The organism is Halorubrum gandharaense (genome assembly GCF_054654575.1).
Genome location: NZ_BAAIET010000001.1, coordinates 1,849,164 through 1,868,020, shown reverse-complemented (window position 1 = coordinate 1,868,020; position 18,857 = coordinate 1,849,164). Strand labels below are relative to the sequence as shown.

The 18,857-nt window shown below is 66.9% G+C and carries 19 protein-coding genes and 2 tRNA genes; 11 read left to right on the top strand and 10 right to left on the bottom strand.

Going from position 1 to position 18,857, the window contains the following annotated elements; all coding sequences use genetic code 11:
- Window positions 1-29: 29 nt before the first annotated feature.
- Window positions 30-461, bottom strand: coding sequence for an SHOCT domain-containing protein (locus ACYQ07_RS08965; RefSeq protein ID WP_459880126.1), 432 nt, complete (start codon window positions 459-461; stop codon window positions 30-32).
- Between the two features lie 176 nt (window positions 462-637).
- Here ACYQ07_RS08965 and ACYQ07_RS08960 point away from each other — a divergent pair, with 176 nt between their 5' ends.
- Window positions 638-1,927: an adenosylhomocysteinase gene (locus ACYQ07_RS08960; protein WP_459880123.1), complete on the top strand. Its 1,290-nt coding sequence runs from the start codon at window positions 638-640 to the stop codon at window positions 1,925-1,927.
- Between the two features lie 85 nt (window positions 1,928-2,012).
- Window positions 2,013-2,354 carry a dihydroneopterin aldolase family protein gene (locus ACYQ07_RS08955; RefSeq protein WP_459880121.1) on the top strand — a complete coding sequence of 114 codons (342 nt, stop codon included), beginning with the start codon at window positions 2,013-2,015 and terminating at the stop codon, window positions 2,352-2,354.
- Between the two features lie 90 nt (window positions 2,355-2,444).
- Here ACYQ07_RS08955 and ACYQ07_RS08950 read toward each other — a convergent pair whose 3' ends face one another.
- From ACYQ07_RS08950 to ACYQ07_RS08930, 5 genes are all read right to left on the bottom strand, one after another.
- Window positions 2,445-4,583, bottom strand: coding sequence for a TRAP transporter permease (locus ACYQ07_RS08950; RefSeq protein WP_459880118.1), 2,139 nt, complete (start codon window positions 4,581-4,583; stop codon window positions 2,445-2,447).
- 97 nt (window positions 4,584-4,680) lie between these two features.
- Entirely contained in the window at window positions 4,681-5,724 is a 1,044-nt protein-coding gene (locus ACYQ07_RS08945) for a TAXI family TRAP transporter solute-binding subunit (RefSeq protein ID WP_459880115.1), read from the bottom strand.
- A 167-nt stretch (window positions 5,725-5,891) separates the two neighbouring features.
- On the bottom strand, window positions 5,892-7,310 hold the full coding sequence (locus tag ACYQ07_RS08940) for an acetyl-CoA hydrolase/transferase C-terminal domain-containing protein (protein WP_459880300.1): 1,419 nt from the start codon (window positions 7,308-7,310) through the stop codon (window positions 5,892-5,894).
- A gap of 77 nt (window positions 7,311-7,387) precedes the next feature.
- On the bottom strand, window positions 7,388-7,960 hold the full coding sequence (locus tag ACYQ07_RS08935) for a MaoC family dehydratase (protein WP_459880112.1): 573 nt from the start codon (window positions 7,958-7,960) through the stop codon (window positions 7,388-7,390).
- Window positions 7,961-8,091: 131 nt separating this feature from the next.
- Window positions 8,092-8,376 (bottom strand): UPF0175 family protein, encoded by a 285-nt coding sequence (locus ACYQ07_RS08930; protein ID WP_459880109.1) that lies wholly within the window; start codon window positions 8,374-8,376, stop codon window positions 8,092-8,094.
- A gap of 289 nt (window positions 8,377-8,665) precedes the next feature.
- Here ACYQ07_RS08930 and ACYQ07_RS08925 point away from each other — a divergent pair, with 289 nt between their 5' ends.
- From ACYQ07_RS08925 to ACYQ07_RS08910, 4 genes are all read left to right on the top strand, one after another.
- Window positions 8,666-10,456, top strand: coding sequence for an SLC13 family permease (locus ACYQ07_RS08925; protein WP_459880297.1), 1,791 nt, complete (start codon window positions 8,666-8,668; stop codon window positions 10,454-10,456).
- A gap of 75 nt (window positions 10,457-10,531) precedes the next feature.
- A tRNA-Pro gene (locus tag ACYQ07_RS08920) sits at window positions 10,532-10,604 on the top strand.
- A gap of 840 nt (window positions 10,605-11,444) precedes the next feature.
- Window positions 11,445-11,942: a hypothetical protein gene (locus ACYQ07_RS08915; RefSeq protein WP_459880106.1), complete on the top strand. Its 498-nt coding sequence runs from the start codon at window positions 11,445-11,447 to the stop codon at window positions 11,940-11,942.
- Between the two features lie 168 nt (window positions 11,943-12,110).
- Window positions 12,111-12,184, top strand: a tRNA-Phe gene (locus ACYQ07_RS08910).
- A gap of 168 nt (window positions 12,185-12,352) precedes the next feature.
- On the opposite strand, the gene ACYQ07_RS08905 is transcribed toward ACYQ07_RS08910, so the two are convergent.
- Complete coding sequence (locus ACYQ07_RS08905; RefSeq protein ID WP_459880103.1) at window positions 12,353-12,529, bottom strand: hypothetical protein; 177 nt, start codon at window positions 12,527-12,529, stop codon at window positions 12,353-12,355.
- A 97-nt stretch (window positions 12,530-12,626) separates the two neighbouring features.
- On the opposite strand from ACYQ07_RS08905, the gene ACYQ07_RS08900 reads away from it, so the two are divergent.
- Complete coding sequence (locus ACYQ07_RS08900; RefSeq protein WP_459880100.1) at window positions 12,627-13,058, top strand: hypothetical protein; 432 nt, start codon at window positions 12,627-12,629, stop codon at window positions 13,056-13,058.
- Window positions 13,059-13,090: 32 nt separating this feature from the next.
- Here the strand turns inward: ACYQ07_RS08900 and ACYQ07_RS08895 are convergent, their stop codons facing one another.
- Entirely contained in the window at window positions 13,091-14,080 is a 990-nt protein-coding gene (locus ACYQ07_RS08895; protein ID WP_459880097.1) for a cytochrome d ubiquinol oxidase subunit II, read from the bottom strand.
- Window positions 14,077-15,534 carry a cytochrome ubiquinol oxidase subunit I gene (locus ACYQ07_RS08890; RefSeq protein ID WP_459880094.1) on the bottom strand — a complete coding sequence of 486 codons (1,458 nt, stop codon included), beginning with the start codon at window positions 15,532-15,534 and terminating at the stop codon, window positions 14,077-14,079. Before ACYQ07_RS08890 ends, ACYQ07_RS08895 begins: the two co-directional genes overlap by 4 nt.
- Before the next feature lie 285 nt (window positions 15,535-15,819).
- On the opposite strand from ACYQ07_RS08890, the gene ACYQ07_RS08885 reads away from it, so the two are divergent.
- Together ACYQ07_RS08885 and ACYQ07_RS08880 are read left to right on the top strand one after the other, a co-directional pair.
- A complete protein-coding gene (locus tag ACYQ07_RS08885) occupies window positions 15,820-16,047 on the top strand; it encodes a hypothetical protein (protein ID WP_459880091.1) in 228 nt (75 codons plus the stop codon).
- A 206-nt stretch (window positions 16,048-16,253) separates the two neighbouring features.
- Window positions 16,254-16,448 (top strand): cold-shock protein, encoded by a 195-nt coding sequence (locus tag ACYQ07_RS08880; RefSeq protein ID WP_459880088.1) that lies wholly within the window; start codon window positions 16,254-16,256, stop codon window positions 16,446-16,448.
- Between the two features lie 98 nt (window positions 16,449-16,546).
- Here ACYQ07_RS08880 and ACYQ07_RS08875 read toward each other — a convergent pair whose 3' ends face one another.
- Complete coding sequence (locus ACYQ07_RS08875) at window positions 16,547-16,861, bottom strand: 2Fe-2S iron-sulfur cluster-binding protein (protein WP_459880086.1); 315 nt, start codon at window positions 16,859-16,861, stop codon at window positions 16,547-16,549.
- 128 nt (window positions 16,862-16,989) lie between these two features.
- Between ACYQ07_RS08875 and ACYQ07_RS08870 the strand changes: the two genes are divergently transcribed.
- Both ACYQ07_RS08870 and ACYQ07_RS08865 read left to right on the top strand, forming a co-directional pair.
- Complete coding sequence (locus tag ACYQ07_RS08870; protein ID WP_459880083.1) at window positions 16,990-18,240, top strand: DUF7093 family protein; 1,251 nt, start codon at window positions 16,990-16,992, stop codon at window positions 18,238-18,240.
- Window positions 18,241-18,365: 125 nt separating this feature from the next.
- On the top strand, window positions 18,366-18,749 hold the full coding sequence (locus ACYQ07_RS08865; protein ID WP_459880080.1) for a DUF5611 family protein: 384 nt from the start codon (window positions 18,366-18,368) through the stop codon (window positions 18,747-18,749).
- Window positions 18,750-18,857 lie beyond the last annotated feature (108 nt).

The following is an 18,857-nucleotide window of genomic DNA, read 5'->3' as shown; positions in this document are numbered from 1 at the left end:
CTAGCTGATCTTCCTTCGCCCCGCTGTTTTCACTGTTCCTTTTCAGTGTGCTCCGTCTCCGGTAGCTCCCGCTCTGCGGACTCCGATTCCGCAGGGCTGTCTCCCGATCTCGGACCGGATGGCACGTCCAGCACGCGGTCGAGCGCGTCCTTGAATTCCTCATCGGAGAGTTCGCCGGCGGCGTAGCGCCGTTTCAGCGTCTCGACCGGATCCGCCGCGGCCTCCTCGGCCGCCGCGTCGGCGCTCGCCGCCGTCCTTGCGGCCCGGCGAGAGCGCCATCGGAGCCCGACCCACGACCCGAACGCGAGCATCACGAGGACGGTAATGACGCCGGCGGCGGCCCACGGGACCACGCCGACGAGCGCGAGCGCGCCGGCGATGATCACCAAGTCGGCGCCGAACGCCACGAACAGCCCGACCATCTGCGCCGTCACCAGCGGTTCGTCGGGGTCGACTGCCATTGGCAATGTACGCGTGGCGTCGGCACTTAAGCGGTCGGCCGAGAGCCAGCGCCGCTGCTTGGCCGGAGAGACATGTTGTCGTCCTCCACACCCCGAACGGCTCTTACCCTGAACGCATCACCCCGGACGCTTCACATCCCGGCACCGTTTAGTGTCCGCTCGGTCAATCCTCACTCATGAGTGAAGCCACCTACAAGCCGGTGACTGCCCACCTCGACGACGTCGACGCCGCACGCGAGGAGGGTCGCCGGAAGATGGACTGGGCGCTCCAGCACATGCCGATTCTGGAGGCGCTCCGCGAGGAGTTCACCGCCGAGCGACCGCTGGAGGGCGAGGTCATCGCGATGGCGATGCACGTGGAAGCGAAAACCGCGAACCTCGTCGAGCTGCTGGCCGACGGCGGCGCCGAGGTCGCGATCACGGGCTGTAATCCCCTCTCGACGCACGACGACGTGTCGGCGGCGCTCGACGCCCACGAGTCGATCACGTCGTACGCCGTCCGCGGCGTCGACGACGAGGACTACTACGCCGCGATGCACGCGTGTATCGCCCACGAGCCCACCATCACCGTTGACGACGGGATGGACATGGTGAAGCTCGTCCACGAGGAGTACCCCGAGCTGATCGACTCCATCGTCGGCGGCGCCGAGGAGACGACGACGGGCGTCGACCGCCTGCGCGCGATGGACGCCGACGGCGAGCTCAAGTACCCCGTCTTCGCCGTCAACGACACGCCGATGAAGCGGCTGTTCGACAACGTTCACGGCACCGGCGAGTCCTCGCTGGCGACCATCGCCATGACGACGAACCTCTCGTGGGCCGGCAAGAACGTCGTCGTCGGCGGCTTCGGCCAGTGTGGCAAGGGCGTCGCCAAGAAGGCGTCCGGCCAGAACGCCAACGTCATCGTCTGCGAGGTCGACCCCCGCAAGGCGCTGGAGGCCCACATGGAGGGCTACGAGGTGCTGCCGATGAACGAGGCCGCCGAGAAGGGCGACGTGTTCATCACGACGACGGGCAACCGCGACGTGATCACCCGTGAGGACTTTGAGGTGATGAAGGACGGCGCGCTCCTCGCGAACGCCGGCCACTTCGACGTGGAGATCAACCTGAACGACCTCGACGAGCTCGCGGTCGACCGCTTCGAGGCGCGCGACGGCGTCGAGGGCTTCGAGATGCCCGACGGTCGCGTACTCAACGTGATCGCCGAGGGTCGCCTGGTGAACCTCGCGGCACCCATCGCGCTCGGCCATCCGGTCGAGGTGATGGACCAGAGCTTCGGCGTGCAGGCGGTCGCCGTCCGGGAACTCGCCGTTAACGGCGCCGCCTACGACGCCGGCGTCCACGACCTGCCCGACGACCTCGACCGCGAAGTCGCCGAGATCAAACTCGCCGCCGAGGGCGTCGCTCACGACACGCTCTCGGCCGAACAGCGAGAGTACATGGACAGCTGGGAGCACGGGACGTAAGGAAGTCGTCGACGACGCAACGACGCGCCCGTCCCCCGTCGCCGAGCCACCTCTCTTTTAGCCCGCCGCGCTCCTCGGTGAACGCATGCCAACCGACGCTCAACAGGCCTGTTTCGAGGCCGGCATCAAGTTCGGCTCGCTGTACCACCAGTTCGCCGGGACGCCCGTCTCACCCGACAGCACCCGCAGTCTGGAGAGTGCGATGGCGGAGGCGATCGAGAATCAGCCGTTCTGTGCGTCCGTCTCGGTGACGATCCACGACGACCGCGTCGCCGACGCGATCGACCACGAAAACGGCTATACGGAGCTGACTGGCTCGCTGATGGACGTGGAGATGCGGATCGACTATGAGGACGTAACGGTGCGCACGCGCATGGAGATGGAGGACGGCTATCCGCTGATGACGCTTGTCTCGGTCGTGGAGTAGTTCGCGTTCGGAGTCGGAAGCGAACTGCGGGAGGCCGCGGTCGGCGAGTTCCCGCTGGCGGAAACACTCGTTCCGCGCCTCTCGGAACGGCTACCGGCGTATCGACAGGATCCGGCTCAGCGGCGTCGATTCACCGACGGCCGCCTGCGTGAGGTAGAGGAACATCGCCACGCCCAGCGCTGCGAGCTGGACGAACTGCTCCGGGTACACCATGATGACGATGCCCAGCGCAAGGAAGACGAACCGGAGCCCGAGTGCGGGCATTCGGCCGAGGTCGAACCGGTAGTTGAGCCCGTGGACGATCATCAGCGTTCCGGCGAGGATGATCGCGGAGGTTAACAGCACGCTGGCGGTGAACTCGCCACCGTGGTCGACGATCTCCGGGTGGTAGACGAACGAGAACGGCAGGATGAACAGCGGCGCGGAGATCTTCACCGCGTCGAGGCAGGTCCGCCAGAAGTCGGAGTCTGCGATACTACACGCCACCGCCACACAGGTCGCGATGGGCGGCGTGAGCCCGGCGAGGATCGCCGCGTAGAACACGAAGAAGTGCGCCGAGAAGTCGACCAGGCCGAACTGGCTCGTCAGCGTCGGCGCGATCAGCAGGGCGACGACGGTGTACGCCGCGGTGGTCGGCATCCCGAGTCCGAGCAGGATGCAGATCGCCATCGCCATGATCGCCGCGATGATCAACACGCCGCCGGATAGCTGCATCAGGGTCAGCGAGATGGCGGTCGGGACGCCGGTCGCTTGCAGGAGGTCGACGACCCCGTTGATGGCACCGAGGATGATCGCGACCGGCGCGAGCACGACGACGCCGCCACGGAGGCCGTCGAACGTTTGCTGGAGCGTATCGACGAACCGCCAGAACGTCACCCGCACGTCGCCGGTGTCGTACGCCGCCTTCCCGGTCGGGATGGTGATGCCGAAGAAGGCCATCGACACGACCGTCCAGAACGCGGAGGTCATCACCGTGTACTGGAGGAAGCCGAGCAGGTAGATCAGCACGAACAGCGGGACGCCGAACTTGATGCCGTCGAGAACGAGCTCCAGCCGCGTGAGTTTGTGGTCGAACTTCCCGCTCATTCGCGGGTCGTCGATCTGCGGCGCCGCCGCGTAGTGGACGGCGACCGCGACGACGACCATCATGATCGCCGCCGGAATGAGCCCGGCAACGATCACGTCGAGGTAGGAGACCCCGGTGATGAGCGATGCCATGACGAACGCGCCGGCGCCCATCACGGGCGGGAGCACCTGGCCGGTCGTGGAGGCGACCGACTCGATGGCGCCCGCCGTCGAGCCGCGGACGCCGTTCTCCTTCATCATCGGGATCGTGAACGAGCCGGTCATGCCGGCGTTCGCGGTCTGGCTCCCGTTGACGGAGCCGATCACCGCGCTGGCGATCACCGCCGTCTGGGCGACGCCGGAGTCGACGTACTTCGCCGAGCGGACGGCGGCCCGCAGGATCAGGTCGAACGCGCCGTACGCCTTCAACATCCCCGCGTACAGCAGGAACAGGGCGATCCACGCCGCCGTCAACTGTGTGAGGAAGCCGAAGAAGCCGGTGTTGCTGATCGAGAGGATCCGGAGCGTGCGGTTGACCGAGATGCCGGTGTGTCCGAGGGTCCCGGGAATCAGGAAGCCGAACAGGGCGTATCCGATCCCGACGAGCACGACGGCGAGGAAGGTGACGCCGAACGCCCGCCACGTGAGGTAGATGATCACGAGCGAGAACAGCGCCCCCATCACCAGCTCCAGCTCGGTGACGCGGCCGCCCCGGATCAGCCGCATCACGTTGGTGTACATGTACACTGTCGTCCCGATGGTGATGACGGCACACAACGAGAGACCGACCGTATCGAGGAGGTTGTCACGGTCGAACAGCGCCCGGACGTCCTCGGCGATGTAGTTGGTACCGCCGCCCACGTTGTCCGCGAGCTCGGAGTGGATGTACAGCAGGAGGATCCCGCCGAGGAAGCCGATGCCGAACATCGCCCGGGAGGCACCCGTGAGCGACATGTACATGACGTAGGCCCAGAAGGGGATGGAGAGAAGCCCGAGAACCGAGTTCAGCGTCGTCCGGCGCTTCAACGCGGGCTTGGAGAGACGCTCCCGCACGACCTCTCCGATCGGCCGCTCGGTGAGTTCGGGATCGATGTCGTGGCGGGTCGGATCGGCGTCGCTGGTGGCTACCGTCGGTTCGTCCTCGGGACCGCTATCGGGTGTCATTTGTAGCGTTTATAAGCAGCATAGTATCGTTCGATGGAGATGTCCGAAACGTTCGGTCGCATTCCGGGGGAGGCCCCCGGAATCGGTTCGAGTCGAGTTAGCCTTCGACCCAGTCGTCGTCCCAGATCCCGATGTCCTGCCAGTACTCGGCGACGCCGGGGTGGACCGGGATGTCGTCGATCACGGCGGCCGACAGGTCCTCCGGGTTCTCTTCGTAGTCGAGCACGGTCGGGTCGGAGTCACGCATCGTGTCGTGGTGCTCGTGCATGACCCGTGTGAACTCGTAGGTTGCCTCGGCAGGGATGTCGGGGTGGAACGCCCACATCCCGTCGAGCACCCAGCTGAACACTTCGTCGACACCGAGTTCGCTGGTCACGTCCTGCTCCCAGCCGTACGGCTCGAACTCGGCCGCGCGGGCGCCGTCGATGCTGTCGACGGTGTCGCGGAAGTGGTCGTCCGTCTCGATGACGTAGAGCTCACCGTCACTGCGCACGTCGACCTCCTGACACCAGCCGGCGAGGTCGATGCCGTTGGAGCCGTAGACACACAGCGCGTCGACGCGCCCTTCCTCGACTGCACCGGGGATGTCGTCGGTGTTCTCGTTGTTGATCTCGTTGGCCTCGAAGATGCCGTCCTCGGTGAGCACCTCCTCCGTGATCAGCCGCGTCCCGAAGCCGGGCTCGATCGGGTAGATCGTGTAGCCGCCCTCGCGGAGGTCGGCGGTGGATTCGATTCCCGAGCCTTCCATCGCCACCCAGATCATCTCCAGGCTGGTAAATCGGGGGCCCTGATCGGGGATCGACTCGACGGGCTCCTCGTCGAACGGATCCTCGTCGTTGAACGCCTTCGCCATCGAGTTGGTGTCGACGCCGATCGACTCGAAGTCGCCCGCGTCGTAGTCGTAGATGTTTGCCGTCCAGCCGCCGGTCTCCTGGACGGTTACGTCGATCGAGTCACTGTGCTCGGACGCCGCGAGCGCGGCGGCGTTACCCGCCGCCTGGGTCGAACTCCCGCTTGAGGTCCCCGCCAGCGTGAACGTGTGTGTTCCATCGTCGTCCGTACAGCCGGCTAGCCCGACAACGCCCATTGCTCCCATCGCCTTCAACGCGTCGCGCCGTGTCGGCTTGTCACCATCTATCATGTATCCCAACGCTATGCGTCGGTGGCTAAAAGCATGTCGCCGGGAACGAGAAATAGCCGCTTCCATACCCGGATTTCGGTCTGTATTTACTACGAAACGTGTACTCCTCTTCTAAGATTAGTTTGGAGGTGGGTGAAACGATCGAGTTCCGATCCGATCGTATCAGATCATTCCCAGTTAAACGCCGTGTCGAGGTCGTGGGGCGTGTTCCCGCCGTCGCGCGCGGCGCGCTCGCGGTACGCCTCCAGGTCCGCGCGGAAGCTCGGGTCGGCGATCGCGGTGAGTGCCTCGGCGCGCTCGACGGGCGACTTCCCGCGGAGGTCGGCGACGCCGTGTTCCGTGACGATCACGCTGGCATCGTGTTCGCTGTGGTCGACGTGCGGCGTCATGGGGACGATCCGGGACACGTCGCCGCCGACCGCCGTCGACGGGATGGCGATGATCCCCAGCCGGCAGTTACGCGCGAAGTCGCCGCCGCCGCCGATGCCGTTGACGACGTGGGTTCCCCGAATGTGCGTGGCGTTGACGTTGCCGTAGAGGTCCACCTCGACGGCGCTGTTGACGCCGACGACGCCGAACCGGTCGATCAGCTCCGCCGCGTTCGAGATGTCTGCCGGCCGCAACACCACGTCCTCGGCGTACTCGCCGACGTTCTCGAAGAACCGCTCTTGGCCCTCCGCCGACAGCGCCAGCGAGGTCGCGCTGGCGCCGCGGAGGTCGCCGGCGTCGAGCATGTCGAGCAGGCCGTCCTGCACGACCTCGCCGACGTACGCCACGTCGCGGTCACCGAACTCCACGTCCGCGAGCGCGCCCATCAGCGCGTTGCCGAGGCTCCCCACGCCGAACTGCAGGTTGACGGCGTCCTCCAGCAGCGGGTTTCGCTCGATCTCCGCCTCCATGAACGACCGCAGGTTGGCGGCGATCTCCTCGTCGGTCGCGGACGGCTCGCGGAACTCGTAGGGGTCGTCGAGCCGGTCGGTCTCGACGACGGCCGCCAGCTTGTCGGGGTCGAAGCGGACGGCGGGGCCGTCCGTCTCGCCCAGCGGGTCCGAAAGCGGGATCGGGGCGCGATTCGGCGGGTCCTCGCGCACGTGCACGTCGTGAACTTGTGCGAGCTCGACGGGCTGTGCCCGATTCACCTCCACGATGATCCGGTCGGCGGCGCCGACGTACGCGGGCGTGTGTCCGATGGAGGTCGAGGGGACCAGCCAGTCGGGGCCGACTGCCACCGCCTCCACGACCGCGAGCGTCTCGCCGATCATCCCCTCTCGGATGCCGTCAAAGCGAACCTCGTCGGCCAGCCGGGAGATGTGGCGGTCGTGAAACTGCACGCGCCCGTCGTTGATCGCCTCGCGGGCGGTGTCGTTGGGGACGAACGGGTACCGCCGCGCCATGTCGCCCGACTCCACGAGGTCGCGGTCGACCTCGTCGCCGACGCCGCCGCCGGAGACGACGGTGAGCTCGCGGGGCTCGCCCGCCGCCAGCGTCTCGGGGACGAGCTTGGGGTAGCCGACGCCGCCGAACCCGGAGACGAGCAGGGTGGCTCGCTCGGGGATCAGCGCGGCCGCCTCCTCCGGCATCGCCATCGGGAGGTCGCCGGCGAACCGCTCGTCGGGGACCGGGTCGTCGGCGGTCGGGGCGCTCGCGGCGGAATCGGAGTTCGTCACTCCAGATCCTCCGGTTGGGTGCCGACGCCTTCGGGCCAGCCGGTGGGCTGGGCCGCGCTCGGCTCGGCGTACGACCGTTTCAGGACCATCGGCGTGCGCTCTAAGGAGAGCACGAGGTCGCCGTCCTGGTTGTACGTCCGGAGCTCCGTCGTCACGATGCCGACGTGGTCACGCGAGGAGGACTCGCGCTTCTCGATCACTTCCGACTCCGCGAACAGCGTGTCGCCGTGGAATACGGGCGCGTGATGGCGGATCGTGTCGTACCCGAGGTTCGCCGTCGCGTTGGCGCTCACGTCGATGACGCTCATCCCGACGGCGAGCGCGATGACGAAGGTGCCGTCCACCAGTCGCTCGCCGAACTCCGTCTCCTGGGCGTACGCCTCGTTGAAGTGCATCGGGTTGAGGTTCATCGAGATGTTGGTGAACCAGACGTTGTCCGTCTCGGTCACCGTCCGCCCGTACGGGTGTTTGTACACGTCACCGACCGCGAAATCCTCGTAGTAGCGTCCTTCCCAGCCGCCCACGAGGCGGCGATCGGTCTCGGTGTCGGATTCGGTATCGTCCGTCATACTAGCTCAGTCGCCAAACATCCTCAAGAGGGTTGTGCCCCCGGGTAACCCTGCCCGTTCGCATGCCCTCCGTTTACACACCACTCGGAGCCACGGCGGTCGCCGGTGCCACCGCCATGCCGCCTCCCTGCTCAGCCGTCGAGTTCCGCGAGCACCCGGTCGGTGTCCACCTCGACGCCCCGATCGCGGAGCAGGTCCGCGAACGCCGGCGGCTCCAACTCCGCGATCTCGGCCGCCCGGGTGAACGTCACCTCGTCGTCGGCGAAACGCTCGACGGCCCGGTCCCGGCGCCACTCGGAGAGCGCGGACGACAGCAGTCGCTCGGCGGCCGCGTCCCGATGTAGCTGCTCGTCGCGCGCGTACCGCGAAAGCGACCCGGCGAGCTCCTCGTCGAGGGCCACTTCTACCCGTTCCATGGGTGCGTGTCACGGTGAGGTGCAATCAATCTTTGCGCCGCCTGCGGGTCGGTGGAGATCCCCGTCCGCCGAGCGTCGGCCGCACGGCGGACGCGGGCGCGCTCACGCGGCGGACGCCGACGGGCTCCTATGGTGGCGCCGTGTTCTCCCCTCCAACACCACCTTTTTACTCGCCGACGCGGTCGTTTCGGTCGTGTTTGCCCCCGCCGTCGCCGACTCGCTTCCGGGTCTCCTAGCGGCGGGGATCCCCCTCCAGACCGCCATCGACCGTCCGGCGATAACCCCGGAGATGCTGCTCGTCTTCGGGCTCATCGCCGCCGTGCTCGTGCTGTTCGTCACGGAGCCGGTCCCCATCGACATCACCGCCATCGTCGCGATGGTTGCGCTGTTCGCGATCGACCCGATCCTCGGGCTCGGCTCCGGGACGATCCTCAGCGGGTTCGCCTCCTCCGCGACGATCACCGTCCTCGCGATGTTCGTGCTCAGCGAGGGCGTCCGCCGGACGGGAATCGTCCAGTCGATCGGCAACCGGATCGTCGACGCCACCGAGGGAAGCCCGAAAAAGCGGCTCGCGGCGGTCGTCGGCCTCTCGGGCGGGACGGCCGGCTTCATCAACAACACGCCGGTCGTCGCGATCATGATCCCGATGGCGATGGACATCGCCAGACGCACCCGAACCTCCCCCTCGAAGCTGCTGATGGCGATCTCCTTCGCCTCGATGATGGGCGGGACGCTCACGCTTATCGGCACCTCGACCAACATCCTCGCGTCGGACACGTGGGACCGGATCGGCGGCGAGGCGACCACGCAGTTCTCGATGTTCGAGTTCACCCAGCTCGGGATCGTCGTGCTGATCGCCGGCGTGATCTACCTGCTGACGATCGCCCCGCGGCTCACCCCCGAGCGGATCAAGCCGGAAGAGGAGCTCACCGAGGAGTTCGCGATGAGCGACTACCTCACGGAGGTCGTCGTGCGCGAAGACTCTCCGCTCGTCGGGATGACCGTCCGCGAGAGCCTCCAGGCGCTCGACGTCGACATCGACATCGTGCAGGTCGTCCGCCACGGCGAGGCGTTCATGGAGCCGCTGGCGCGCAAGGAGCTCCGGGAGGGCGACGTGCTCGTCATCCGGACCGACCGCGACACGCTCGTGGACGTGATGGACGAGGAGGGGCTCGACCTGCTGCCCGAGGTGGAGCTCGGAGACGAGGATCTCGAACCCGAGGCGGGGTACAGCCTCGTCGAGGTGATCGTGATGCCCGACACCCGGCTGGTCGGCGAGACGCTCGCGTCGCTCAGCTTCCGGCAGCGCTACGACGCCACCGTGCTCGCCATCCGGCGCGGCGGCTCCGTGATCCGCCAGCGGATGGACCAGGCGCCGCTTCGCGGAGGCGACACGCTGCTGATTCAGGCGACGGAGGACACCGTCAACCGTCTCAGCCGAAACCGGTCGTTCGTCGTCGCCGGCGAGGTCGACCGCCCCGACTGGCGCCGCGAGAAGACGCCGGTCGCGGTCGGCATCGTCGCCGCCGTCGTGCTGCTGGCGGCGTTCTCGCCGTACTCCATCCTCGTCACCGCGCTCGCCGGCATGGTGGCGATGGTCGTCTCCGGCTGCCTGAAGCCGAACGAGGTGTACGACGCCGTCGACTGGAACGTCATCTTCCTGCTCGCCGGCGTCATCCCGCTCGGCATCGCCTTGGAGCGGACCGGTGGCGCCGACCTGCTCGCCGCCTTGGTCGTCAACAACACGCTGTTCCTGCCGACGGTCGCCGTGCTCGGCGTGTTCTACCTGCTCACCGCCGTCCTCACCAACCTGATCAGCAACAACGCCAGCGTGGTCCTGATGATCCCGGTCGCCATCGACACCGCCCAGGCGATCGGCGCGAACGCCTTCTCGTTCGTGCTCGCGGTCACCTTCGCGGCGTCGACCGCCTTCATGACCCCCGTCGGCTACCAGACCAACCTGATGGTGTACGGCCCCGGCGGCTACACCTTCACCGACTTCGTCCGCGTCGGCGGGCCCCTCCAGCTCCTCCTCGCCGTCGTGACCACCGTCGGGATCTGGCACTTCTGGGGCGTGTAGCGCTCGCCGGCGGGCGCGCAGGCGGTGCGCCCGGAACGAAACGCTTTACCGCGTGTTGGGGGTACTATTGCGTGCGGGACCGTGGGTTAGTCTGGTATACTCCGGGCCTTGGGTGCCCGTGACCCCGGTTCGAATCCGGGCGGTCCCACTTTGTGCGGCGCGAGTAGTTCACGAGCGCCGCGAGCGTGCGGCGGATTCGAAGCAGGGAGTGGAGCGAAGCGGAACGACTGAGGTTCGAATCCGGGCGGTCGGCTCTGTTGAAGTCCTCAGAAGGTGACAATTCTGGCCCAGGTCCGGTTAGCACAGGATTCTTGATGAGCGATATCGGGAGTAGGTGTGTCAGGTGAGCGGATGAGAAGTTTATAAGTGGGATGTAGGTGGTTCAGTTTCTCGTTTATAAGGAGTGGTTGTTTGGTGAGTTGCTGATGCGACACTGGTGAGGACCGCCTTCAAAAGCCCCAGCCGGCTCCGGTCGAGGGGCTCGCTGCGCTCCTCGCTCTCAGCACCGCCCGCTGCGGTGCTCGCGTCGCCCGTCGTCCCGGAGCCGGCTGCCCCTTTGAGTCCCACCCCGCACAGCACCGCAACCGCACCTCAGCCCTCCCCAGCCTCGGTCGACGGCGGCCGCGGGACCGCTCCGCGGCCGCCGTCGACCTCCCTCGCGCGCGTTTCTCGCGCGCGCCGACCGCAGTTTGGATTTATAAGGAAGAATCGGAACCACTCAGGGTTATTTATAAGCGATCACCGATGGCGCCGGTTGCAATACCCACTCCCGATCTCGCTCAACATGCAAGTCTCATCGACCAGCTGTTTCACGCCATTTTGTATTTGAATAAGAGGATTTCAACAGAGCCGGGCGGTCCCACTTTCTGCTGCGAGCGATGTCGGGAGCAGGAGCACTGGAGCGCCGCGAGCGTGATTCCCCGGCGATCGCCGTCAACCACCCTCCCCGGCCACCAACCCCTTATCAGTGCCGTGTGGGACTCCGGCCATGAACGACAGACAGCAGAAGCTGGTTGTCGGCGCGGTGGCCGCGTTCGCGCTCGTCGGCGGGGTCGCGGCGTTCGTCGCGTTCGGCGGCGGCGACGCCGTACGCGAGATCACCGGGACGGACGCACACCACGAGCCGACGGCCGAGCCACAGATGGAGGACACCGAGGCTGCCTTCGACTTTGGCGTCGACGACATCGAGGAGTGCGGCACGACCTGTCGTGACGTGACCGCGACGCTGTCGAACGTGGGTGACGAGCCCGCCGAGGACGTGACCGTCGAGACGACGATGTTCACCGACGGCGACATCGTCTGGGAGGGCACCGAGGAGCTCGGCGGGCTCGACGCCGACGAGGCGTTCACCAGCACCGAGCGCGTCGACATCGGCGCCGACGACGCCGCGCGCATCGAGGCGAACGACGGGCAGGTGACCATCGAGACCGTCGTCGTCTTCGAGGACGGCCAGGACGTGTTCGTTGAGGAGCACGACGTTTCGTAGGCCGCCGGCGTGCGCCGGCGCCCGCGGACGCCTGATAAGAGCGGATTGCCGGCCGCACAGGCCCTCATAAACCCCATCGGCCGAGCGCGGCGGGGGATAGACCGGCGGGCGCCCCGCTGCCGCCTTTCGAAATCCTTTTGTCTCGATTCGACTTTGGTGGGAATGCGAGCCGCCTTAGCTCAGACTGGGAGAGCACTCGACTGAAGATCGAGCTGTCCCCGGTTCAAATCCGGGAGGCGGCATATTCTGAGACCGCAACCGCGAGCGTAGCGAGCGGTCCGTCGAAGAAACGACGGCGAGCGGATTTGAACCCTATCAGTCGCGCGCAGCGAAGTGAGCACGTCTGATTTCGGTTCAAATCCGGGAGGCGGCATGGTTCTGCGCCGACCGCCGGCATCCTTTTTAAACTTCTACTTCCCTTTCACGAAGTAGCTCGTGAAGAATCCCGAGAGGAACGAGGCGACGGCGACCGACAATAGCACGTCCGAGAGGTCGTACGGGCCGTCGTCGCCGGCGCTGAGTTTCGTGAGCGCGACGCCGATGACGAGCGAGATCAGGCCGTTGACGAAGTCGTGTTTGAGGCTCATGACGGGTGACCGTTGGTACTGGTGTGTCAAATAGCTACGGTGTGTGCGGACTCTCCCCTCCACAACCCCTTTTAAATGCCGGCGTCAATCGCTGCGCATGAGTGAGACGCCCGCGGGCTCCGGATCCGGTTCCGCCGACGCTGCTGAGGCCGCCAACGCCGCCGGCTCCGGCATTACTGACGACGACCCCGACGACGCCGATCGCCCCGCCGGCGTCGACCGCTTCCGCGCCGGCGCGCTCGGGAGCGGGGTGGGCGGGCTGTTGCTGATCGGCGCCGGTCTCCTCCTTCCGTACGCCGCGGCGGCCGCGGTCGTGCTGGTCGCGGGCGCGCTCGCGGTCCTCTTCCGGCGCGGAGCGCCCGGATTCGGCGTCGGGATGGGCGCGATCGGGCTGGTTGCGGCCGTCGAGGCGACGCCCGGGCTCGGACTGGGGCTCGACGCGGTCACGCTCGGCGCGCTCGCGGTCGCGTTCGCGGTCGTCGACGCCGCCGCGGCGCGGGTGCTGGGACGGTTCGGTGCGGGACGGTGATCCTGTCTTAAAAGGCGGGACGCGCAGTCGGCTCAGTAGCCGTACTCCACGTCCTCGTCGACGGGGCCGGCGAAGACGCCGTAGAGGTAGACGAAGTAGCCGCAGACGATCAGCAGGAACGGCCCGCCTATCAGCGTGAGCAGGTTCAGCGAGACCGGGGCGACGACCGCCTCGCGAATCGTCGTGCCGGTCGCGGGGTACGCGTACGGGTACAGCAGGCTCGCCAGCAGCACGACGATGGAGAGGCCGCCGCCCGCGACGCAGCCGGCCCACTCGCGGGCACGCCCCCGCTCGGCAAACACGAGCCCGGCGACGGGGAACCCAACGGCGAGCACGGCCAGCGGGAGCGCGGGAATCCCGAGGAGTTCCGCGCCGGCGCCGACGGGGTTCGTCGCGAGCAGCGCGGCGACGAGGACGCCGAGCGCGCCGAGGTGACCGGCTGTCGTGGGACGGGCGTAGCCGAGCAGCGTCTCGCGGTGTGCGTCGCGGGTCTTCATCGCGGCGTACGCGGCGCCGGCGAGCAGCGACAGCGTGACGACGACGACCCCGGTCGCGAGGCTGGCGGCGCCCAGCGTGCCGGTACCGAACACCCACCCGCCGGCGAGCGTGCCGAGACAGAACGGCGCGATCGCGCTCCCCCCGACGTACGCCCGGTTGCAGGCGCGCTGCCAGTCGGCGTCGTCGTTGAGGTCGCGGAACTTGGTGGCGAGCCCGCGGGCGAAGATGGCGAAGATGAAGCCGAAGACGAGCAGGTAGTGGCCGCTGAGCAGCGCGGCGTAGGTGGCGGGGAACACCGCCACGAGCAGGGTGCCGAACGCGACGATCCACACCTCGTTGGCCTTCCACACCGGCTCGTAGACGGCGAACAGCACCTCGCGGGTGGTCCCGGATTCGACGCCGTACAGCATGCCGATCCCGAAGTCGAACCCGTCGAGGAGGACGTACATCCCGAACGCGAACAGCAGCGCCGCGAACCAGAGTTCGGGGAGCGCCCCGATCAGGTAGTTGTCGACGGGGATCACGCGTCGTCACCCCCGTTGTCGGTGGTGCTGCTAACAGTGTCGGCGTCGGCGACCGGCTCCGCGAGACTTTCCGGGGAGCCCGCGGTGACGCGGTCGAGTTCGTCCTCCAGCAGCCACTTCACGCCGGCGAGGAAGCCGGCGATCATGACGAGATACAGCACGACGAACGCCGACAGCGAGAGCGCGGCCTCGGTGCCGGTGAGTGCGGGCGAGACGGCATCGCTCGTGAGCTGGAGGTCCTGGACCGTCCACGGCTGACGCCCGATCTCGGCGACGTACCAGCCGAAGACGACGCCGACGAAGCCGAGCGGCGCGGACGCCATCAGCAGCTTCAGGTGCCAACCCCGATCGACGAGCGTGTCCCGGCGGTAGCGGTAGACGCCCCAGAGGCCGAGCGCGATGAACCAGAAGCCGAGCGTCACCATGGTGCGGAACGACCAGAAGACGACGGCGACCGGCGGCGACTCGATGTCGAACTCCTCTAACCCGTGAACGACCGCTTCCGGATCACCCATCGAGGCGAGCATCGAGGCCATGTACGGGATGCTGATCGACCAGAGTTCCTCGGCACGCGGGTCGAATACGTCCTGGAGGTTTCGCGGGAACGCGACGAGGTGGAGCGGAGCGCCCTGCTGGGTCTGGTAGGCGGCCTCCATGGCGGCGAACTTCATCGGCTGGGTGTCGACGATGTGGCGAGTGTACATGTCGCCGTGGATCACCTGAAACACCGACGTGACCGCGAGCACGACGACCGAGACGCGCAGGGCGTGTTTCCACGGCGCGCTGTCCTCGCTGGCCCACACGAAGTAGGCGGCGACGCCGGCGATGAGCAGCGAGACGGACAGCAGCGCGGCGTTGGTCATGTGGACGTACATCCACGCCAGCCGGGGGGTGAAGAAGGCGGTCATGGGGTCGGTCATCTCCACGACCGTCATGCCACCCTTCTCGACCAGCTCGTACCCCTGTGGCGTCTGCATCCAGGCGTTGACGACGATGATCCAGAACGCCGAGAGCCACGCGCCGAGCGCGACGAGGATCGACGAGCCGAGGTACGCGCGGTCGCTGACGCGCTCCCGCCCGAACAGGAGCACGCCGAGGAAGATGGCCTCCAGGAAGAACGCCATGAACGTCTCGAACGCCAGCGGGCCGCCGATCAACTGGCCGCTGAACTCGGAGAAGGCGGCGAAGTTGGTGCCGAACTGGAAGCTCAGGGGGATGCCGGTCACCGTCCCGAGCACGAATCCGAGCGCGAACACCTTCGTCCAGAACGCCCGCAGTCGGGTGAATCGCTCCTCGCCGGTGCTGATCTCCTTGTAGGTGAAGTACGCGATGAACGGCGCGAGCCCGACGGACAGCGACGCGAACACGATGTGGACGGAGATCGACCAGCCGAACTGCGCACGGCTCGCGAGCTCGGGGTCGACGAGCGCGAGCGCGGCACCGGCGAGTGTCACGCCGGCCACCCCCGCGGTGCACTCCGATCGCGCGGCGCTCGCGTCGAGCGCGGCGAACGCGACGGCGAGTGTGGAAGCATGATACTTCGATTCGCATTCCCCCTTCCTATCGTTTGGGGCTGGTTTCGACTTACGGGAACGCACAACGCGGGTTCGGGTGAGAACGGTGTGTGTTCGGCGAGCGCTGCGTTTTAGGTACGCGCCGGCGTGCTCACCGGTGCCGCGAAGCGTGTCGATGCTTCTCAACCCGCACCGTTAATCCGTGATGACCGATTATGAGGTGGCATGAACGCCACGTGTGCCGATTGCGGCGCGCCGCTCGACGAGTCGCGCGGCTGCGGGGAGTGCGGAAACGACCCGAAACGAACCGCCCGAAAAGCCGGTCTCGTCGCGCTCGTTGCCGGCGTCCCGCTGTTCGTCCTTCAGCCGCCGTTCGCGGTGGTGCTGTGGGCGATCGGCGTCTTCCTCATCGTCGGCGCGTGGTTCCTCTCGGCGCGAAGCCACGATTTTTGAGCGTCTCGAGCGGACGTCTGAGAATCGAGAGATAAGCAGCTATCCCTCGAGACCCCTACAAGTCGGTCGTCGACCCCCCGAATGGAGGAGGACACCTTCGAGAATGTCACGAACGGACTGTGTTTCAAAAACGGATGTCCGAATTAAGCCATGTCATTCGTACACTCGCAATCTTTATGCCCGAAACTCCCCTGTGTCTATATGCAATGGCAGAAGGCGAAGTTGACTTCTTCAACGACACTGGCGGCTACGGTTTCATCTCGACGGACGATGCGGACGAGGACGTGTTCTTCCACATGGAAGACGTCGGCGGTCCGGACCTCGAGGAAGGCGAACAGATTGAATTCGAAATCGAGTCCTCTCCGAAGGGCCCGCGCGCGGCGAACGTCGTCCGCCAGTAACTCGGTTCTCTAACGAACGCGTTTTTCTCCGCTCCGGGGTCACCCGTCGCGGGGCGTTATCCAACCGCTGAGCGACGCTGCTGTCGCTTCAGTGCCGGTCACATGTGTTGTCCCCAGAGCCCGCGGCCTTTCTCGACGTGAACGTCGCCCTCGACGCGGGTCTGACACGCGAGGCGCACGTCGTGGGTCGGGTGGTGTGGTGGGAACCAGAGTCGGGCCTTCTCCTTCCGGCTCGGCTCACTCACCTCGCCGTCGATCTTCACCGCACAGGTGCCACAGCTTCCCATCCCGCGGCAGTTGAACTGCTCCGCCTTTCCGTTGTACACGGAGAGCCCGGTGTCGCGTAACACGTCTCGGAGCACGGCGCCGGTTTCACACTCGACCTCCTCGCCGCGATAGTACACCGTCGGCATACTCTGCTATACGGTGACAATCATCATAAACCGTCGGTCAGCGGCAGCGTCGTCGGGCTGACGGGAGTATGCCGGGCGTCGGACGCCGACGGGGCGTTTTTTACGTTCGGACGCCGGAAGAGAGGGTAATGGGACTCAGGTGTCTGCTCGGGCACGATTTCGACGAGCCGGAACTCGAGCGTGAGCGGGAAGAGAACGGGGATGAGGTCGTGATCACCGTCCGTGAGGTGAAGACCTGCACCCGATGCGGCGAAAAGCAGGTCGTCAGCGAGAACAAGGAGGTCACGACGATCGAACAGCTGGCCGACGAGGCGGCGGTCGCCGACGCGCAGGCGGAGGCCGAAGCCGAGGTGCGCGCGGACGCCGTCGACCGCGGTGCGGAATCGGACGAGTCGTCGGCGAGCGCCGCGGATGACATGGGTGCGGCCGGCCTCACGCAGCCAACCGGAAGTACGGCGTCCGACGACGCCACCATCGTCGACGCCGAAACGGCAGAGGCGGTCGACGAGGGGGGCGCTGATGTCGATGCCGAACTCCTCGATGAGGGTCCGGATGAGACCGAGCCGACGGCCGAACGGGAGTCGGCGGAGATGTCCGACGAGCCCGCGGAGGCGACAGAGACCTCGGAGGACATCTCGGATGACGAGGGCGTCGAGCTACTCGGTGGCGGTGATACGAGCACCGAGACCGACGACGAGACGCTGGTCGGTGCGGACGACTTGGCGTCGCCCGAGGAGGCCGCTACGGGCACGGCGGACGCCGCAGGTGACGAGCCGGCGGCCGGCTTCACGGAACCCGACGAGGGCGTGGCCGATGCAGCGGAGGACGACGGCGTCATCCTCGACGAGGACGGGTCGGAGGTGACCGACGATGACGACCGCCAACGCGGTGCTTGGCCGGAGGTCGAGGGCGACGAGGCGCCCGAAGGCGAGTCGACGCCGTGGCCCGAACACGGTGACGAGGACGAGGGGTTCTCGGCGGAGACGGACTCGGCGGGGACGGCGAGCGACGCGGGCGTCAGCTTCGGCGGCGGGCTCACGCCGGAGTCCGCCGATCAGCCCGCCGATGATCCGACCGACGAGGATGCGGAGGTGCTGGAGGCGCCGGCGAAATCCGAGCCGCGAACTGGCGACGCCGAGAGCGGGTCGACTGCGGCCTCGGAGCCCGGAACGGGGGAGTCCACGGACGCGGACGCCGATGTTGGATCGGGAATCACCCGCTCCGAGAGCCCGGAGCTCACCACGTCGATGGGGAAGACGGAAACGGAGTACCACTGTCCGGAGTGTGGGATGACCCGCGACGCCGACGCCACGTCGATGCGGGCGGGCGACATCTGCCCCGAGTGCAAGCGCGGCTACGTCACCGAACGGTCGCTGTAGGGCGCGGGTGGACGCCGGCGAGTGTTCCGGTGACCGTCCCGGGTGACGGGTGCCCTTCTCGCTCCTTTATCCGTCGCTTCCGCGGGACGAAACTGGTTTACCGTCCCCTATCGAACGGTCGCGGCATGAAGCAGTACAAGATGCGTCGCGGCGAGCATCTGGACGACCGCATGCCCGACCTGAAAGGCTCCATCGAGGAGTACTTCGGCGAGGTCTCGGGCACGGAGGAGTACGACGGCCACGAGCTGTACGTCGTCGAGGACCCCGACAATCCCGTTTTCGAGCGCATCGTCGCCGGCAAAGCCGAGTACGGCAGCAAGAAGGACAAACTCGCCGTCCACTTCGAGGAGCGTCCCGCCGAGGACGTGATCGCCGAGGGGAACGCCGACGCCGCGGCGGACGCCGTCGACGCGAAAAACGAGTTCCTGCTGGAGGCGACCGGCCGTGACGCCAAATCCCGCCGTGAGTCGCTGAAACGCGAAGTCGAGGACGAAGCGCCCGACTACTAAAGAAGGACCTTTTTCACCGGGGGGTTCGCGGAACCGGCGGAGCCGGTTCCGCTCAACCCCCGGCCAAAAATCTCCACCAAAAAAGAGCCGCGCGCTCGCCGGCGGGCG

Bases quoted from the DNA above. Each gene is read 5' to 3' on its own strand.
- ACYQ07_RS08965 (WP_459880126.1), bottom strand. From the start codon at position 461: ATGGCAGTCGACCCCGACGAACCGCTGGTGACGGCGCAGATGGTCGGG.
- ACYQ07_RS08960 (WP_459880123.1), top strand. From the start codon at position 638: ATGAGTGAAGCCACCTACAAGCCGGTGACTGCCCACCTCGACGACGTC.
- ACYQ07_RS08955 (WP_459880121.1), top strand. From the start codon at position 2,013: ATGCCAACCGACGCTCAACAGGCCTGTTTCGAGGCCGGCATCAAGTTC.
- ACYQ07_RS08950 (WP_459880118.1), bottom strand. From the start codon at position 4,583: ATGACACCCGATAGCGGTCCCGAGGACGAACCGACGGTAGCCACCAGC.
- ACYQ07_RS08945 (WP_459880115.1), bottom strand. From the start codon at position 5,724: ATGATAGATGGTGACAAGCCGACACGGCGCGACGCGTTGAAGGCGATG.
- ACYQ07_RS08940 (WP_459880300.1), bottom strand. From the start codon at position 7,310: ATGGCGATGCCGGAGGAGGCGGCCGCGCTGATCCCCGAGCGAGCCACC.
- ACYQ07_RS08935 (WP_459880112.1), bottom strand. From the start codon at position 7,960: ATGACGGACGATACCGAATCCGACACCGAGACCGATCGCCGCCTCGTG.
- ACYQ07_RS08930 (WP_459880109.1), bottom strand. From the start codon at position 8,376: ATGGAACGGGTAGAAGTGGCCCTCGACGAGGAGCTCGCCGGGTCGCTT.
- ACYQ07_RS08925 (WP_459880297.1), top strand. From the start codon at position 8,666: ATGCTGCTCGTCTTCGGGCTCATCGCCGCCGTGCTCGTGCTGTTCGTC.
- ACYQ07_RS08915 (WP_459880106.1), top strand. From the start codon at position 11,445: ATGAACGACAGACAGCAGAAGCTGGTTGTCGGCGCGGTGGCCGCGTTC.
- ACYQ07_RS08905 (WP_459880103.1), bottom strand. From the start codon at position 12,529: ATGAGCCTCAAACACGACTTCGTCAACGGCCTGATCTCGCTCGTCATC.
- ACYQ07_RS08900 (WP_459880100.1), top strand. From the start codon at position 12,627: ATGAGTGAGACGCCCGCGGGCTCCGGATCCGGTTCCGCCGACGCTGCT.
- ACYQ07_RS08885 (WP_459880091.1), top strand. From the start codon at position 15,820: ATGAACGCCACGTGTGCCGATTGCGGCGCGCCGCTCGACGAGTCGCGC.
- ACYQ07_RS08880 (WP_459880088.1), top strand. From the start codon at position 16,254: ATGGCAGAAGGCGAAGTTGACTTCTTCAACGACACTGGCGGCTACGGT.
- ACYQ07_RS08875 (WP_459880086.1), bottom strand. From the start codon at position 16,861: ATGCCGACGGTGTACTATCGCGGCGAGGAGGTCGAGTGTGAAACCGGC.
- ACYQ07_RS08870 (WP_459880083.1), top strand. From the start codon at position 16,990: ATGGGACTCAGGTGTCTGCTCGGGCACGATTTCGACGAGCCGGAACTC.
- ACYQ07_RS08865 (WP_459880080.1), top strand. From the start codon at position 18,366: ATGAAGCAGTACAAGATGCGTCGCGGCGAGCATCTGGACGACCGCATG.